The sequence below is a fragment of the Motiliproteus sp. MSK22-1 genome (genome assembly GCF_001968815.1).
GTDB lineage: Bacteria > Pseudomonadota > Gammaproteobacteria > Pseudomonadales > Balneatricaceae > Motiliproteus.
The window spans coordinates 222,334-237,437 of the sequence record NZ_MIEQ01000046.1 but is presented as its reverse complement, the minus strand read 5'-3'; the positions used below and the strand labels follow the sequence as shown (position 1 = coordinate 237,437).

12 protein-coding genes are annotated in these 15,104 nt (G+C 45.6%); 8 read left to right on the top strand and 4 right to left on the bottom strand.

Annotated elements, in window-relative coordinates:
• The first annotated feature begins 21 nt into the window (after positions 1-21).
• Both BGP75_RS14450 and BGP75_RS14445 read left to right on the top strand, forming a co-directional pair.
• On the top strand, positions 22-1,095 hold the full coding sequence (locus BGP75_RS14450) for a DUF418 domain-containing protein (protein WP_076719521.1): 1,074 nt from the start codon (positions 22-24) through the stop codon (positions 1,093-1,095).
• Between the two features lie 128 nt (positions 1,096-1,223).
• Entirely contained in the window at positions 1,224-1,976 is a 753-nt protein-coding gene (locus tag BGP75_RS14445) for a phosphatase (RefSeq protein ID WP_076719520.1), read from the top strand.
• A gap of 64 nt (positions 1,977-2,040) precedes the next feature.
• Here the strand turns inward: BGP75_RS14445 and BGP75_RS14440 are convergent, their stop codons facing one another.
• Together BGP75_RS14440 and rtcR are read right to left on the bottom strand one after the other, a co-directional pair.
• Positions 2,041-2,892, bottom strand: a complete 852-nt coding sequence (locus BGP75_RS14440; protein WP_076719519.1) for an SDR family NAD(P)-dependent oxidoreductase — start codon at positions 2,890-2,892, stop codon at positions 2,041-2,043.
• A gap of 149 nt (positions 2,893-3,041) precedes the next feature.
• On the bottom strand, positions 3,042-4,655 hold the full coding sequence (gene rtcR / locus BGP75_RS14435) for an RNA repair transcriptional activator RtcR (RefSeq protein ID WP_076719518.1): 1,614 nt from the start codon (positions 4,653-4,655) through the stop codon (positions 3,042-3,044).
• A 284-nt stretch (positions 4,656-4,939) separates the two neighbouring features.
• On the opposite strand from rtcR, the gene BGP75_RS14430 reads away from it, so the two are divergent.
• The 4 genes from BGP75_RS14430 (at position 4,940) to BGP75_RS14415 (ending at position 9,647) form a co-directional block, all read left to right on the top strand.
• On the top strand, positions 4,940-6,166 hold the full coding sequence (locus tag BGP75_RS14430) for an RtcB family protein (RefSeq protein WP_076719517.1): 1,227 nt from the start codon (positions 4,940-4,942) through the stop codon (positions 6,164-6,166).
• A 36-nt stretch (positions 6,167-6,202) separates the two neighbouring features.
• A complete protein-coding gene (rtcA, locus tag BGP75_RS14425) occupies positions 6,203-7,258 on the top strand; it encodes an RNA 3'-terminal phosphate cyclase (protein ID WP_076719516.1) in 1,056 nt (351 codons plus the stop codon).
• Positions 7,259-7,411: 153 nt separating this feature from the next.
• Positions 7,412-8,689: a multifunctional CCA addition/repair protein gene (locus BGP75_RS14420; RefSeq protein WP_076719515.1), complete on the top strand. Its 1,278-nt coding sequence runs from the start codon at positions 7,412-7,414 to the stop codon at positions 8,687-8,689.
• A 52-nt stretch (positions 8,690-8,741) separates the two neighbouring features.
• The gene (locus BGP75_RS14415) at positions 8,742-9,647 is read left to right on the top strand and encodes a DNA polymerase beta superfamily protein (protein ID WP_076719514.1); all 906 of its coding nucleotides are present in this window, start codon (positions 8,742-8,744) and stop codon (positions 9,645-9,647) included.
• Between the two features lie 28 nt (positions 9,648-9,675).
• On the opposite strand, the gene BGP75_RS14410 is transcribed toward BGP75_RS14415, so the two are convergent.
• Positions 9,676-10,044: a hypothetical protein gene (locus BGP75_RS14410; protein WP_076719513.1), complete on the bottom strand. Its 369-nt coding sequence runs from the start codon at positions 10,042-10,044 to the stop codon at positions 9,676-9,678.
• Between the two features lie 542 nt (positions 10,045-10,586).
• On the opposite strand from BGP75_RS14410, the gene BGP75_RS14405 reads away from it, so the two are divergent.
• Together BGP75_RS14405 and BGP75_RS14400 are read left to right on the top strand one after the other, a co-directional pair.
• Positions 10,587-10,766 carry a hypothetical protein gene (locus BGP75_RS14405; RefSeq protein WP_076719512.1) on the top strand — a complete coding sequence of 60 codons (180 nt, stop codon included), beginning with the start codon at positions 10,587-10,589 and terminating at the stop codon, positions 10,764-10,766.
• A 198-nt stretch (positions 10,767-10,964) separates the two neighbouring features.
• Positions 10,965-12,062, top strand: a complete 1,098-nt coding sequence (locus tag BGP75_RS14400) for a LysM peptidoglycan-binding domain-containing protein (protein WP_076719511.1) — start codon at positions 10,965-10,967, stop codon at positions 12,060-12,062.
• Between the two features lie 558 nt (positions 12,063-12,620).
• Here BGP75_RS14400 and BGP75_RS14390 read toward each other — a convergent pair.
• Positions 12,621-14,756 carry an FAD-dependent oxidoreductase gene (locus BGP75_RS14390; protein WP_076719509.1) on the bottom strand — a complete coding sequence of 712 codons (2,136 nt, stop codon included), beginning with the start codon at positions 14,754-14,756 and terminating at the stop codon, positions 12,621-12,623.
• Positions 14,757-15,104 lie beyond the last annotated feature (348 nt).

Below are 15,104 nucleotides of genomic sequence, written 5' to 3'. Positions count from 1 at the left end.
GAAATTGAAGACATCCCAGTTATGACTGACTCTACTGAAAAAAAACATAGCCTGAATGAACGATTGGATGGACTGGATTTTGCACGTTTTATCGCCTTTGTTGGCATGGTTATAGTTAACTTCAATATTGTAATGGGGGGTGAAAGTTCGTCTGGTGAATTCGTAACTTTATTAATCTCCAGTCTTGAAGGAAAGGCAGCCGCGACCTTTGTCGTGCTGGCAGGTATAGGACTAGGACTCGAAAGTTTGCGCTCAGATTCTAATCGGGCGGTTGTACAAACGATTAAGCGAGCAGTGTTTTTATTGCTGATTGGATTACTCAATTCACTAATATTTGACGCAGATATTCTCCATTATTACGCCTTTTATTTCTTGTTTGGTGTTTTTTGTATAAGGTTATCAACTATTCAACTGGTTTCACTGACAGTAATGTGTAATCTAATCTTTGTTGCCATGGTGTTTTTATTTGATTATGACACCGGCTGGGACTGGGTGAATTATACCTATGCTGATTTTTGGCAACCCCAGGGATTTATCCGGAACCTTTTTTTTAATGGTTGGCATCCCGTCTTTCCTTGGTTGAGTTTCCTGCTCTTTGGTATCCTGCTCAGCCGATTGCAACTCAAAGAGACAGCAACTCAGTTGTGGCTTTTTGCTATAGGTTCTATCGCTTTTGTGACAGTCGAGATTTTATCGGGCTTTTTTCTGGCACAATTAGGGACGGATCAGGTTGAGTTGAGCAGCCTTCTGACGACGGCACCCGTGCCTCCAATGCCGTTATATATGATAGCGGGTATAAGCATTGCTTCAGTTGTAATCGCTATTTGCCTGAGTGCTTCAGGCTGGTTAGAAAGAATAGGACTGTTGAAATTTGTGATTCCGGCAGGCAGACAAACCCTGACGCTCTATATCGCTCATATTGTAATCGGAATGGGTACACTGGAAGCCTTGGGAATGCTCGGTAATCAATTATCTACAGTGGCGATGTTGGCGGCCTTAATATTCTGCCTGACTGCGACTATTTATGCGTGGATAGGGTCAAAAATATTTAGACGTGGCCCTGTTGAGTGGGTAATGCGAAAGCTGACTGGGTAGTGACTCCCAGCTTATCAGTGCCTGAAAGGTGATATTACCAAACAGACGATGAAATCTGGAACAAGATCCTTTTCTTGGAGGTTCCAGGCTATGTTAATCTTGAGTGCTAACCAATTTGGAAGGGATAAATGAAAATTCTCTGCGACACCCATAGCCACACAGTAGCTAGCACCCATGCCTACAGTACGGTTCATGATTATTGGCAGATAGCTGCACAAAAAGGGATGCAGTTGTTCAGTATTACCGATCACGGTCCGGCTATGCCTGATGCACCGCACCCCTGGCATTTTGGTAATATGAAGGTTCTGCCCCGTGTGCATAATAACATTGCATTGTTACGTGGTATTGAAGCCAATATTCTCCTGGATGGGACGCTGGATATACCTGTGGGGATGGTTCCGTTTCTGGACTTTGCTGTGGCTAGCTTCCATGAGCCGGTGTTTGAGCCCAGCGATAAAAAATCCCATACCAAGGCGATGATTTCCGCCATAGAAACAGGTCTGTGTCAGATTGTTGGTCATCCGGGTAATCCAAATTATCCTATTGATCATGAGGAAGTGATTCGGGCGGCCAAAGACAATAATGTTCTTATAGAAATTAACAACAGCTCCTTCACCCATTCCCGTAAAGGAAGTGAAAAGCAGTGTTCAGCAATACTGGAAGCGGTTCTGAAACTGGATTGGAAAGTTACCTTTTCCAGTGATGCACATATAGCTTTTGATGTTGGTGATGTAAGCCGTTGTGTTCAATTGGCAGAATCTCTAAGTTTTCCTGAGGATAAAGTTGTTGACGCTAACGCTAACCGATTTCTGGCATTTTTGGCTGAACACGACAAAGCAGTATCCCTGGAGCTGGCAGACTGGGCAGAGCAGTTCAGGTAAAGCTAAAGATTCAATAAACACTTTATTGGATCTTCGTATCTTGTGTTTGTTTTATGGTTTTTGTTTATTGCTTGTTTTCCCCTTCGGCAACTTTGACTAATAAGTAATCTAGCCAGCGGGTTGATAGTACTCTTTTCAGAATTCCGAAAAGGTAGGTTGGTACGGTTACATAGTATCTCGCTTTGGGCCTTGGGCTTTCGAGAGCCTGTTTCAATTTCTTGAAAACGGCATCGGCCGATAGAGTAAATAAAGGGGGCTCCTCCCCAGCATTTTGGTTGGACAGCCGTTGTTTAACAGCAAGATATACGCTCTTGTGAGCGCTAACGTCCGTATTTATGTTGCGTAAAAAAGCAGCGTATGCGTTTTTTCTAAAATCGCTCTCAATAGGTCCCGGTTCAATTAGAGAAACATGAATACCGCTACCTTTTAGTTCCTGACGAAGAGTGTCTGTTAATCCCTCTAAAGCATATTTCGAGCAGTTATAGGCGCCGCGATATTTCATTGATATCAGGCCAAGAACGGAAGAGTTCATTATTAAGCGTCCACTATTGTGCTGACGCATTGCTGGAATAACCAAATTGGTTAGCTCAAGCCAGCCCAGCAAATTAGTTTCAAGCTGCTGTCTCAACACATCTCTGGTCAGATCTTCCACGGCTCCTGGCTGACCATAGGCGCCATTATTAAATAATGCATCCAGTTGCCCCCCGGTTAGCTCAAATACCCAGGCGACCGCCTTCTGGATAGAGTCGGAATCATCCAGATCCAGTTGATGGCTTTCAAATCCTTGAGATTTTAGTTTCCGAACATCCTCTGGCTTTCTCGCGGTAGCAAAAACTCGGTAACCCTGGTGTTTAAGTTGAGTGGCACAATGCAGACCAATGCCGCTGGAGCAGCCAGTAATTAATATTGTCTTCATGGGGTGGTTACCTGACTGAACAAACGCATCTTAATATCGCCTGTGAGTTCTGTATTAATACCTGAATACCAGCTGTTTTGAGAGTTAAGCGTCTCATTCGAACTGGAAGCGGAAAAAAATGACTTATAAAGCTGATCTGCAATCTCTGGCTATTGCCGCTTCAAGTCATCAAATCGAATAGCATACTTTTCAAGCAGTTGTTTTACCCGGTGAGAATCATTGTGTGATTTCTTTGTGACTCGACTGACATTAAATAGTTTTCGACCAGCTTCAGCCATTGAGTTTGACGCCTGGCAGGTTTCGATCAGGCCAGCTAGGCTCAGCTGTTCATAATGATCAATCTTTTCACAGCTTCCCTGGCCGAGAATTGATTCAATCGTGATTTTTGCAGTGTTGGATTTTGCAGATTCGTTCCAATGATCACCAGCGCACCATTTCAGTTTTAATCGTTTGATCTCCTCGTTAACCACATCTAAGGTGATTCTACCGCCGTCAGCCAGTGTCCCCATGCGAGTAATGCTGGCATTAAGATCGCGGAAGTTAGCACTCCAAAGTGCATCCTCAGAGAGGCCGAAGGCCAAGTAACAGTCTCGGGAAGCCTTGTTGAAATTTACCAGAAAGCCAGCTTTATTGGAGAAGGCCTCTAACTCGTAGTCAATATTGGGTTCCAGATCTTCCAGTCGTTCTTTCAGCGAGGGTAGCTGATAGGTCCATAGGTCTATCCGCGCCAGCAGGTCTTCACGAAACAAGCCTTTCCTGGCTTGCGTGATTAAATCTCTGTTGGTGCCTGCAATCAGCTGAAACTCGCTGGACACCTCTGTGTCGGAACCAAAAGGGGTGAAGCGTTTATCTTCAATGGCTCTGAGGAGCATCGCTTGCTCATCCAGACCCAGCTCGCCTATTTCATCCAGAAATAACAAGCCTTTGTTTGCTTCTCGTAATAACCCTGGCCGATCAGTGATTGCTCCGGTAAAAGCGCCTTTCTTATGACCGAACAGCGTGGATAGCGCGTTTTCTCCTTTGAGGGTCGAGCAGTTGACTGTCACCAGCTGACCGTCAAGCTTTGCTCGTTGTTTTCTTAACTCAAATACTCGCTGAGCCAGTTTTGACTTGCCAGCGCCGGTAGGGCCTGTAATCAGAATCGGTTCACTGGATCGGATAGAAACCTGCTCCAGCTGTTCTATCATCCGATTGAATTTCATATTATTAGTCTCGATGCCGCCCTTCAGATAAGTTGTTCCTTCCTGGTGTTCCTTTCTGAAGCGTGATGCGATTTGATCGTACTTGGAGAGATCAAGATCGATAACCTGATACTGCCCCGGTTGTTGGCTATCACGGTTTGCTGGTGAGGTCTGCAATAACTGTCCCGGTAAGTAACCTGCCTCTGTCAGCAGGTACAGGCATATCTGTGCAACATGAGTTCCTGTCGTAATGTGAATTAAATACCGCTCTTCATTGGGGTTGAATTGATAACTAAGCGCAAAATCAAGTAATGCTCCGTAGACTGACTCAAAATCCCAGGGAGCGCTGAATTTAATGGAGCGGTAAACGACCTCCGTTTCAGGAGAGACATGGCGAATGTCTTCAGTTACCTGATTGGCCAGTGTTTGTGCGTGGTTGTCAAATAAAAGCTCCAGTCGATCAACAATCAAATCGTCATGTTGACACATGGAGACTGTTGGTCGCCATTTCTCCCAACGCTTGTTGCCTTTTCCACGGCGGTCCATCGTGGTGCCGAGAATGCTGATGACTACTGTTTTCATAGGAAATAGGATAAATAAAATATATCGATAAAGATATACTTCTATCTAATAAGATATATTTTTAGTCTTAAAGATTTTGTTGTGTTGGGGCATGATTTATTCGAAAACTAATAATTAGTTCTTTAAATACAATTGGATATAATTATTGTTGTTGGTTTTTTAAAAAAGTGGCTCTTTATTTGCTTAATATCAGGACAGTGTAAGTGAATCAGTACGCACAAGTGAAACCGTACGGAAAGTGACGTAACAAGGCAAAAAGAGCCGCTAATTAAAGGATTAGACCTATGACTCAGAAATCTTACGAAGTGATGCAGGATGGTGGTGTTCCTATTAAGTCCTGGACCCATGGCGTTCCGTTCGAGACTGAGGCAAAGCAACAGCTAAAAAATATTTCAAAACTGCCGTTTATCCATAAATGGGTAGCAGCCATGCCGGATGTTCATTTGGGTAAGGGTGCGACTATTGGTAGTGTTGTGCCAACCCTGGGTGCCGTTATTCCGGCCGCTGTCGGAGTCGATATCGGATGCGGAATGATGGCAGTGCGAACCAGTATCAGTGCTAAAGATCTGCCAGACAATTTGGCAGCGGTTCGATCAGCAATTGAATCCGCAGTGCCTCATGGACGATCTGTTCGAAACAGAGGGAAAAGAGATAAGGGAGCCTGGGCGAATGCTCCGGATGATGTGATGACAGCCTGGGCTTCGCTGTCCGTGCAATTTGACTCTCTTTGTGAGAAGCACAAAGTTCTAAAGAACACTAACAACCTCAATCATCTGGGAACACTGGGAACAGGCAATCACTTTATAGAAGTATGTCTTGATGAACAGCAGCGAGTTTGGTTCATGTTGCATAGTGGATCACGGGGAGTCGGAAATCGTATTGGAACTCATTTTATTGAGAAAGCCAAGCAGGATATGGAGCGATGGCATATTCATTTACCGGATAGTGACTTAGCCTATTTACCAGAGGGATCTGAGCATTTTGACCAATATGTTGAAGCTGTTGAGTGGGCTCAGAACTTTGCCAGAATAAACCGTGAAGTGATGATGGAACGTGTTATTCAAGCGGTACGAGATTCACTAGGGTTTGATTTTGAAGCTCGACTGGAAGCCGTCAACTGTCATCATAACTATGTATCTCGGGAACATCATTATGGTAAGGATGTATTGGTAACGCGCAAAGGTGCGGTTCGCGCCAGGGAAGGAGAAATGGGTATTATTCCCGGTAGCATGGGGGCTCGTTCGTTTATCGTTCGAGGGCTGGGAAATGAGGAGAGCTTTTGTAGTTGCAGCCATGGTGCTGGACGAGTGATGTCCCGTACCAAGGCAAAAAAACTGGTTTCTCTTGAAGAACACCTTCGGGCAACTGCTGATGTTGAATGCAGAAAAGATGAGGCTGTAATTGATGAAACCCCATCTGCATACAAGCCCATTGAAAAAGTGATGGCTGCGCAAAAAGACCTGGTGGAAGTTGTTTATACCCTTAAACAGGTTGTCTGTGTTAAAGGTTAGTTAAAGGGCGGATTTGCCCAAAGGGAATTAGTCAAAATGAGTAGTGTAGGAATAGCTCCGGAGGTTATTAATGGTGCGTTAGGAGAGGGCGGTGGTCAGGTGTTCAGAACAGCACTTACCATCGCCATGTGCCAGGGAAAGCCTGTTCGTATTAAAAACATCAGGGCTGGAAGAAAAAAAACAGGACTGCTTCGCCAACATCTGGCATGTCTTCGAGCGGCGCAACAAATATGTGCAGCGGAAGTTACAGGTGCTGAACTGGGGTCATCTACCGTGACTTTCGTGCCAGGGCCGGTGCAATCCGGTGAATACCGCTTTGCAATCGGATCAGCAGGTAGCACTACCTTACTGTTTCAGACAGTTTTAATGCCCCTGCTGTTGGCTGATGAGGTGAGCGAATTGTATTTTGAGGGCGGTACACATAATGGTATGGCGCCAAGTTTTGACTTTATCGAGCAGTGTTTTCTTCCCGTGGCAAAAAAAATGGGCTGTCGAGTTGATGTATCCCTGGAAAGGTATGGCTTTTATCCTGCCGGTGGTGGTGCATGGCGGGCGAAAATCTACCCATTGCAGAGAGAAAGTAACCCAACAGGCAGCATGTCATCATTATCGATGCTGGACGATGGAGAAATACGTTGTCAATCAGCAATGGCGACCTCAGCCAGAATACCTAAGCATGTTACTGAGCGGGAATTGGAACAAATTCACCGTAAATGCTACTGGCCGAGAGCGAGCCTTCATCAGAATCTGGTGAACTCGGTGGGCCCAGGAAACATTGTTTCATTACGTGTGGAGCGGGATCAGTTAACGGAAGTTTTTGAAACCGTAGGGGAGCTTAATGTCAGTGCGGAAAGAGTGGCGGGTCGTGCAATTCGCAAGATGAAGCGGTACCTCAAGGCTAGGGTAACCGTCGGTGAGTATTTGGCTGATCAGTTGGTGTTACCTATGGCTTTGGGCAAAGGGGGCTGCTTTAGCACGCTGCTACCAAGCCAGCATTTGAGAACTAATATTGACGTTATCAAGCAGCTCCTCGATATCGATATTCAATTAATCCAGATTAATGAGGACCATTGGCAGGTCCTGGTCCAATAGCAGGAATATAAGTGAGCAGTGTGACGGCTAGCTTTGACAAGGGTTGGGAGAGTTTTCCAATCAGCGGGTTTGGTTCTGTATACCTACTTGGGCCTTCTGGCTGAATAGATTTTTCCCGTTGAATATTTGAACTAATTGGTACAGGAAGTAGTGATGAAGGAATATCTTGTTGGAGGCGCTGTTCGTGACTCGTTGTTGGGGCTTCCAGTCTCAGATAGAGACTGGGTCGTCACCGGCGCATCAATCGAACAGTTGATAGCTAAGGGCTATCAGCAGGTCGGGCGTGATTTTCCTTGTTTTTTGCATCCACACACCAAGGAAGAGTATTCGCTCGCCAGAAGAGCGTTGAGTAAAGGAGAAAGCACCGCTGGCTTCAGATACGAATTTGGGGTGGATGTTACCCTGGAGGAGGATCTTTTTCACCGGGATCTTACAATCAATGCTATCGCTAGAACGGCTGAAGGGACCTATGTTGATCCCTACGGCGGTAGAGAAGACCTAGCGGCTGGTTTGTTAAGACATGTATCTGGCTCTTTTGCTGATGATCCTCTTCGAGTCTTACGTGTCGCTCGATTCGCTGCCCGTTATGCAGACCTGGGATTTCAGGTTCATGATGGGACATTGGATCTGATGAGACAGCTGGTGGAATCAGGGGCGGTTGCATCCATAGCTGCTGAACGGCTGTGGAAGGAAATGGTAAGAGCTTTAAATGAATCAAAACCCAGTGTTTTCTTTCATGTGTTACGGGCTTGTGGAGCGCTTCAGGTACTCTTGCCCGAGCTGGACCGACTGTTTGGTGTTCCTCAGCCTGTTTTGCATCACCCGGAAGTGGATACCGGTGATCACGTTATGCTGGTGGTTGATTATGCGAAACAACATTTTGACACGCCGCTAGTCAGCTGGGCCGCGTTGTTGCATGACCTGGGAAAAGGCGTTACTCCGGCTGAGGAGTGGCCACGACATATATGCCATGAAATAAAGGGGGTTCCTCTGGTGGCCGCTGTTTGTGAGCGTTTTTGTGTGCCTGCAAACTATACAGCCTTAGCTGAGCTGGTTGCTGAGCATCATCTACGTTGTCATAAATGCATGGAAATGCGTCCAAGGAGTGTTATGCGTTTATTAGAGGCAGTGGATGCGATTCGCAGGCCGGAGAGATTAGCGTTTTTTTCGCAGGCGTGTGAAGCGGATGCGAAGGGGCGTAAGGGGTTGGAAAACCAACCTTATCCTCAGGCAGCATTCTTGCGTGCCTGTAATGAGGCTGCCAGAGGGGTTGAAATAACATCACTGATACAACAAGGGTATGAGGCCAAGGGGCTGGCTGAGCAAATAAGGCGTAAGCGGATTGCTGCTATTGCCAGTTATACCCGTGTATTTAAAGAGCGAGTTAGAAAGCAGTCAGCAGGTGATAATAAAATCCAGGACTGCTTGTAGATAGTGAATATGGCAAAGACCTGAGGGTCGATGCCTACTTAGGGAAAAGACAATGAGTTGTAAAACAGCGTACCTGATTAAAGCAGGATTGCTTAAGTCTCCACCGAAATTTTTGTCGACCGGGGTCCAGTATGAAGTGGTGATGGGATCCATTGCCTACGGTGTTGCTGAAGATAAGTCTGACATGGATGTCTATGGTTTTGCGATTCCTCCAAGGGATTGGGTGTTTCCTCATCTACGAGGAGAAATGCCGGGATTTGATGAAGCAGGTCCCAGTTTTGAACAGATACAACAACACCACATGCTTGATAAATCAGCACGAGCTGGAAAAGGGCAGGAATATGACTTGACCGTTTACTCGATCGTTAAGTATTTCAGGCTTCTGTTGGAGAATAATCCTAATATTATTGATTCTTTGTTTGTTCCCAGAAATTGTATTCTGTACAGCACTTCTATCGGGGAAATGGTTAGAGAACAGCGGCATATTTTTCTGCATAAAGGCTGTTGGCCAAGGTTTAAAGGTTATGCTTATGCGCAAGTGAACAGAATGAAATCTAAACAGGCAGTGGGTAAACGAAAGGAGGTCATTGATGAGTATGGATATGACCTCAAGTTTGCCTATCATGTGGTTCGTTTACTTAATGAAGTAGAGCAGATACTGATAGAAGGGGATCTGGATCTGGCCCGTAATAAGGAGCAGCTGAAAGCTATTCGCCGCGGAGAATGGAGTCTGGATAGAGTTGAAGAGTATTTTGTTGAAAAAGAAAAGCAGTTAGAGAAGCTTTATTTTGAAAGTACCTTGCCTGTGGAGCCCGATAAACTGGCGGTTAAAGATCTTTTGTTGCAATGCCTGGAACAGCATTATGGTTCACTTGATGACTGCATCGTACGAGAAGATCAGGCGGTTAGGACGCTCAACGAAATCAAAGCGATTATTCAGAAAAACTGTCCTGATTAATGATTTTGGGATAGTGGACCCAAGCAACCTAACTAAGGTGTCGATAAATATTCGGAAAGCTTTCTAAAAACTCCCAAAGCTTTAACGGTGATAGCAGGCCAATAAAATCATTGGTGACATCACCGTCTTTTTCATAAAACAAAGCCGCTTGTTCATATTCGGTTAATAAAAAGGCGCTATAGCGCTTGTCCATCAGACCGTCAAAACTAATAAAAAGCACCTCCTGATCTGCTTCTAAAGGCCGTTGGATGGCGTGCTGAATTTGTTGATGTAAATCTGGAGGCAGGTGGTCCCACAGTTCCGAACAAGCGACGACTTCAAAAGTGATAGACCTTTGCTCCCACTCCTTGACCAGGAGCGTTTTTGTGGGTGTTTCCGGGACAGAGGGAATGGGCACTTGATAATCCTTTTGTCATTCTTAACAGCGGGCAGCAAGTTCAGTATAGCCGTTCCGTAAAAGTGATCAATTGCCGGTTAAGGTTGTCACTTTATCGGGCAACAACTCTCGATGATTGGGTAACTCCCAGTGGCGAGCTTGGTACCATAGTTTTTAGCGTTTGGCACTACGTAGACACTCTAAAGAGAGCTAGCTTACCCAAAGCACTTGTGAATACGTCCATTCGGCTTCGGGCTTTCAAAGCAATTAGAGGAAGCGCTTCCGATCTGGGTTTTATTCTGTCCCGACTAAATTTCAAGAACATCCCCTCTGACATGTTTCCACTGACTAACCGGCAGTGGGATGGCTGTTTCGAAGTAGTAATCAGACTTTAGTCACTACAGATAGCAATCTAGCACTTTGACTTTTCTCGACCAGTGAACGGTTCGGCCTCTGTGTCATTCTGGTTAGAGAAATGACGATGTCTGGTCACGCATTAAGACCGTAAAGATAGCAGTAAATAAGGAAATCAGTTGAGCAGTTAACAATAACGGAGAGCATTCATGACCACAGAAACAGTTGATGAAATAGTATTGGATTCAGCTCAGCAAGCAAAGTTATGGGAAGCATTTTCTGAGCAGTTGACCGGTAAGGTAAAGACCTCAATGGTGACGGGGGCTAGCTGCTCCAATCCGCTAGCGATGGTTGAAAGTTTAGCCTCGCTATTAGGGGTCAGCATATAATACGTGTAAGAATAGGACACATCTTGCCTTGTGAATACTTGATGTCGTAGCTTCCCGATAGGACTAGGTTTCCCCGCTGATCCAAAAAATTTAAATAATAGTCGATTATCTGGCTTGTTTTGCTAGAATCACGGCCAAACACCCATTTGACCTTAGCGGTCAATGGGACACGGAAGCAACTAATCACAAGGAAATAGAGTGAACAGCCTAGTCCAGTCTTTTGAACAAGCCATCCTTCCAACTGACCAAGCACCGATGCTTTACCGGGTTAAACCGGGGGATACTCTCAGCCGTATTATTGCTGATCACTACGAAATTCACTATCAGGACCCGCGTTATCAAGACGTTCAGGCCTCATTGCTGCACTTTAACGACACTCTGACTGATCCGAATCTCATTCATCCGAATCAACTGCTTTGGCTGATGCCGCTTACTCCAGATAATGCAATGGCTATGTGTCCCGCGCCTGCACCTGCGGATAAACCAACCTCTGGAAAGTTTGATCCGTCTATGATTGCAGACAGTGGTTTGAGGCACTGGCTCATGCCCTCAGGGCAAACCACCTACGGTGAGTACGCCGAACGAATGAAGCGTTTGATGCCAACGGCGACCAAAGAACAGGAAGCCTTCTGGGCGCTGGCATGGTTGGATGAAAACTACGGCGTAACCAGTGTCGCCGCAACCGCCGGGTTTAATTCTTTCGGAGGGTTGGTCAGTCAGGCACACAATGCCTTTATTGCTGAGGTTAAGCACATTTACCATGACTATAAACGTGGAGCACTGACAGAAAATCAATATGATTACCAACGTCAGAAAGCCTTAAAGACCTACGCCCATAAGCTAGGCTCTTTTGAAAAGCTATTATTCAAAGGCCAAACGGCCCGTGAAGCCATTCGAATCACCCGTTCCAAAGCGCTGCCGGCCACGGGTGTCATTGATGCCCACTTGGAACGACTGAGTGGGATGGCGAAAGTTGCCAGTCGGGGTGGCACAGTGCTTGCCGTTGCAGGTGTCGGGGTGGGCTGCTATCAGATTGCCAATACAAGTGACCGCCACAAGAAAAATGAGATCCTTGCTGAAACAGTAGGGAGTACTTTTGCCGGAGGAGTAGCAACTGTTGCGCTAGGCGTAATCTTGTTCTCTAACCCCGTAGGTTGGGGAGTTGCGCTAGTATTGGGTACCGGGGCGGCCATCGCCAGTTATGGCGCTGGTATAGGTACAGCCGCCTTGTACAACAGTCGATATCGCCAACATGATTTCGTTAACACAACAGGTGTCGATAAGTTGTGCCGATGATAGGGTATTACTTAGGTCTCGTTGTATTTGCTGTTATGTTTGCATGGATCGTGTGGGGGCCTATAACATGGCTCCTGCTAAGTATTTTCACTCCGAAGGCATTGCTGGATAAATATTTTAAGGAGCCTCACTTTACGCTGACAGAAACCTATATGATGCGCGGATGGCCCGGTTTTTTAATGCGAACTGCAATTTTCGGGTGGTCTCTAATTCTCCCCTCACTAGGCAAGAAAAGACAAATAAAAGAAACATGGAAATACATGCCACGCTGGTATGCAATCGCGTTAAAGATATTTATATATGGCTGTATGGCAAGTCTCCTTATAGTAGCCACGCTAATGCCTATTCTGTTGCTCTTTGATTTTTAAGCTGCATAAATCTAGCGGTAGCAAGTGAATTCCTTCGAAGCAAAAATGCTGACGGCGGACTACAGCCTTGAGCGCGATGTTCCCGATTGGATACTGAGCGGTTGGAACACTGCCTCGTATAAGGATGAGCAGGGCGCAGTTATTTACAGCGTTAATGGCCTGTTGTTCGGAGGGCAACAGGCAGAAGCTGTTATCCCCGTTGCCAGCGGTGAAACTTCTCCACCCATTCAAGTACTTTCTGTGGAGCATGGTCTTTTTTCCATTGTCCAGCAGCATACTTGTTAGCTTCGGTCAGCGTAGGGTAAATATGAATAGTTCCCAGTATTTTATTAAGACCCAAATCATGCCGCATGGCGGTAACAAATTCAGAGATAAGCTCACCCGCATGTTCACCAACGATAGTGGCCCCTAATACACGATCTTTACCGGGTACGGTTAAAATCTTTACCAACCCGACAGCCGCTTCATCTGCTATGGCACGGTCGAGTTCAGCAAGGTCAAATTGAGTGACTTCATATTCGATTCCCTGTTCCTTGGCTTCCTGTTCGTTCAAACCCACTCTGGCTATTTCTGGCTCTGTAAATGTTGCGGCTGGTATCACAGAATAATCCACTTTGAATTTTTTGTAAGAACCAAACAGGGCATTAACTGCGGCATACCAGGCCTGGTGCGCGGCGGTATGGGTAAATTGGTGTGGTCCTGCAACATCTCCGCAGGCATAGATGTTTGGATAGCGCGTTTGTAGATATTCATTTACCTCAATTGTGCCTTGAGGTGTCAATGGAATCTCCAGATTATCCATTCCAAAACCGGATACATTGGCTTTTCGGCCAGTAGCGACCAGTAGCTGATCAAAGACGATTTCAACTCTTTTGCCCTGATGATCACAGATCAGTTTCTTACCTTCCGGATCTTCGACAAATTCTAGCATACTGTGATTGAGTCGCAGATCTACACCTTCAGCAACAAACTGTTCCTGCAACAGTTGGGATACTTCCGGGTCTTCCTTGGGGACGAGTCTGGGGCCTCTTAAGACCTGAATCACCTGAGTTCCTAAACGGCAAAAGCATTGTGAAAGCTCACATCCGATAGGACCTCCGCCTAGAACGAGCAGGCGCTTTGGTTGTTCCCTGATGTCCCAGATAGTGTCTGATGTCAGCGGCTCCATCGCCTCAATGTTTTTAATCGGGGGGATTGCAGGACGCGCGCCAGTAGCAATGACTATATTCTTGGTAGTGATTGTCTTGCCATTCACTTCTACCTGAAACGGATTTCGGATAGTGGCGGCTCCTTCCACGCAGTCAACTCCCAAACCGGTATAGCGTTCGATAGAATCATGAGGTTCTACGGTTTTAATAACTCGCTGCACCCGTTCCATAATCTCAGAGAAATCAAAGCTAACATCAGCGCTCTTTAGCCCCAATTCGTTGCAACGATGACTTTCTGCAATAAAACGAGTAGAGCGAATCAGTGCTTTGGAGGGGACACAGCCGGTATTTAAACAATCTCCGCCCATTTTATGCTTTTCAATCAGACTAACCTTTGCTTTAACTGCTGCTGCGATATAGGAAGTAACCAATCCAGCTGAGCCGGCACCGATGACAACAATATTGGTGTCGAAGCTTTTTGGCCGCGGGTGATGCTTGTACACCTTGCGTGCATTGATTTTTCCGACAATTGCTTTAGCGACCAGTGGAAATATGCCAAGCAGCGTAAAGGATATGAACAGGCCCGGGGAAAGAATATCTGCGGTTGACTCCAACTGGCCTAATTGAGTTCCTGCGTTCACAAAAACCAACGTTCCTGCCAGCATTCCGAGCTGACTTACCCAGTAAAAAGTAAAGGTCTTGATTGGGGTGACCCCCATAACAAGGTTAATGACAAAAAATGGAAAAGCGGGGACCAGTCGAAGCGTTAACAGGTATAGAGCGCCTTCTCGTTCAATTCCCTTATTGATGGCGATGAGTTGATGAGCAAACCGGTTCTGGACGCCATCACGAAGCACAAAACGTGAAAATATAAATGCCAAAGTTGCGCCAATGCTGCTGGCAAATGAAACCAATAGCGTTCCTGTCCAAAGTCCAAACAATGCACCTGCAATCAGTGTCATGATTGCAGCCCCTGGTAACGATAAACCAGTAACAAGAACGTAGAGAATAAAGAAAGTAAAGGCCGTTATGATTGGATTATCTGCATAAAGCTGATCAAACCGAGCCTGGTTTTCTTTGACATACTCCAAGTTTAAATATTGGCCAAGGTCAAACATAAAGAAGACCCCGACTAAAAAAGCGAGTAATAGAAGTACGACAATTTTCTTGGCATTCATAGGGGCTTTGTTTCCCTTTCTCTGATGGTAATGGCTTAGATGATTATCTTAACAGGACGAACAATTTCCAACGTTGTTACATCCAGTGATGTAAATCAAGAAAAACAGCAGGCTAGGCGTTATTTTTGATTGGGTTCACTGATTGATAATATAAACGGATAGCATCAGTGTTATGAGTAATTGATGTTGAGTTTAGTGGATTTATTACAAAAAACTAATGATGTTGTCGTATTTGATTGTTAAAGCCGATAATTGATATTCCAAAGCAGCCCGGTTTACTTTGTGTTGTACAGGCCCTGTGCAGCAGTCAATTTGAGCCATTGATAAAGTACATTGGCATTAGCCTGC

Excerpts from the sequence above, each read along its gene's own strand:
- BGP75_RS14430 (WP_076719517.1), top strand. The coding sequence starts at position 4,940 with ATGACTCAGAAATCTTACGAAGTGATGCAGGATGGTGGTGTTCCTATT.
- BGP75_RS14390 (WP_076719509.1), bottom strand. The coding sequence starts at position 14,756 with ATGAATGCCAAGAAAATTGTCGTACTTCTATTACTCGCTTTTTTAGTC.
- BGP75_RS14450 (WP_076719521.1), top strand. The coding sequence starts at position 22 with ATGACTGACTCTACTGAAAAAAAACATAGCCTGAATGAACGATTGGAT.
- rtcR (WP_076719518.1), bottom strand. The coding sequence starts at position 4,655 with ATGAAAACAGTAGTCATCAGCATTCTCGGCACCACGATGGACCGCCGT.
- BGP75_RS14445 (WP_076719520.1), top strand. The coding sequence starts at position 1,224 with ATGAAAATTCTCTGCGACACCCATAGCCACACAGTAGCTAGCACCCAT.
- BGP75_RS14440 (WP_076719519.1), bottom strand. The coding sequence starts at position 2,892 with ATGAAGACAATATTAATTACTGGCTGCTCCAGCGGCATTGGTCTGCAT.
- rtcA (WP_076719516.1), top strand. The coding sequence starts at position 6,203 with ATGAGTAGTGTAGGAATAGCTCCGGAGGTTATTAATGGTGCGTTAGGA.
- BGP75_RS14405 (WP_076719512.1), top strand. The coding sequence starts at position 10,587 with ATGACCACAGAAACAGTTGATGAAATAGTATTGGATTCAGCTCAGCAA.
- BGP75_RS14415 (WP_076719514.1), top strand. The coding sequence starts at position 8,742 with ATGAGTTGTAAAACAGCGTACCTGATTAAAGCAGGATTGCTTAAGTCT.
- BGP75_RS14420 (WP_076719515.1), top strand. The coding sequence starts at position 7,412 with ATGAAGGAATATCTTGTTGGAGGCGCTGTTCGTGACTCGTTGTTGGGG.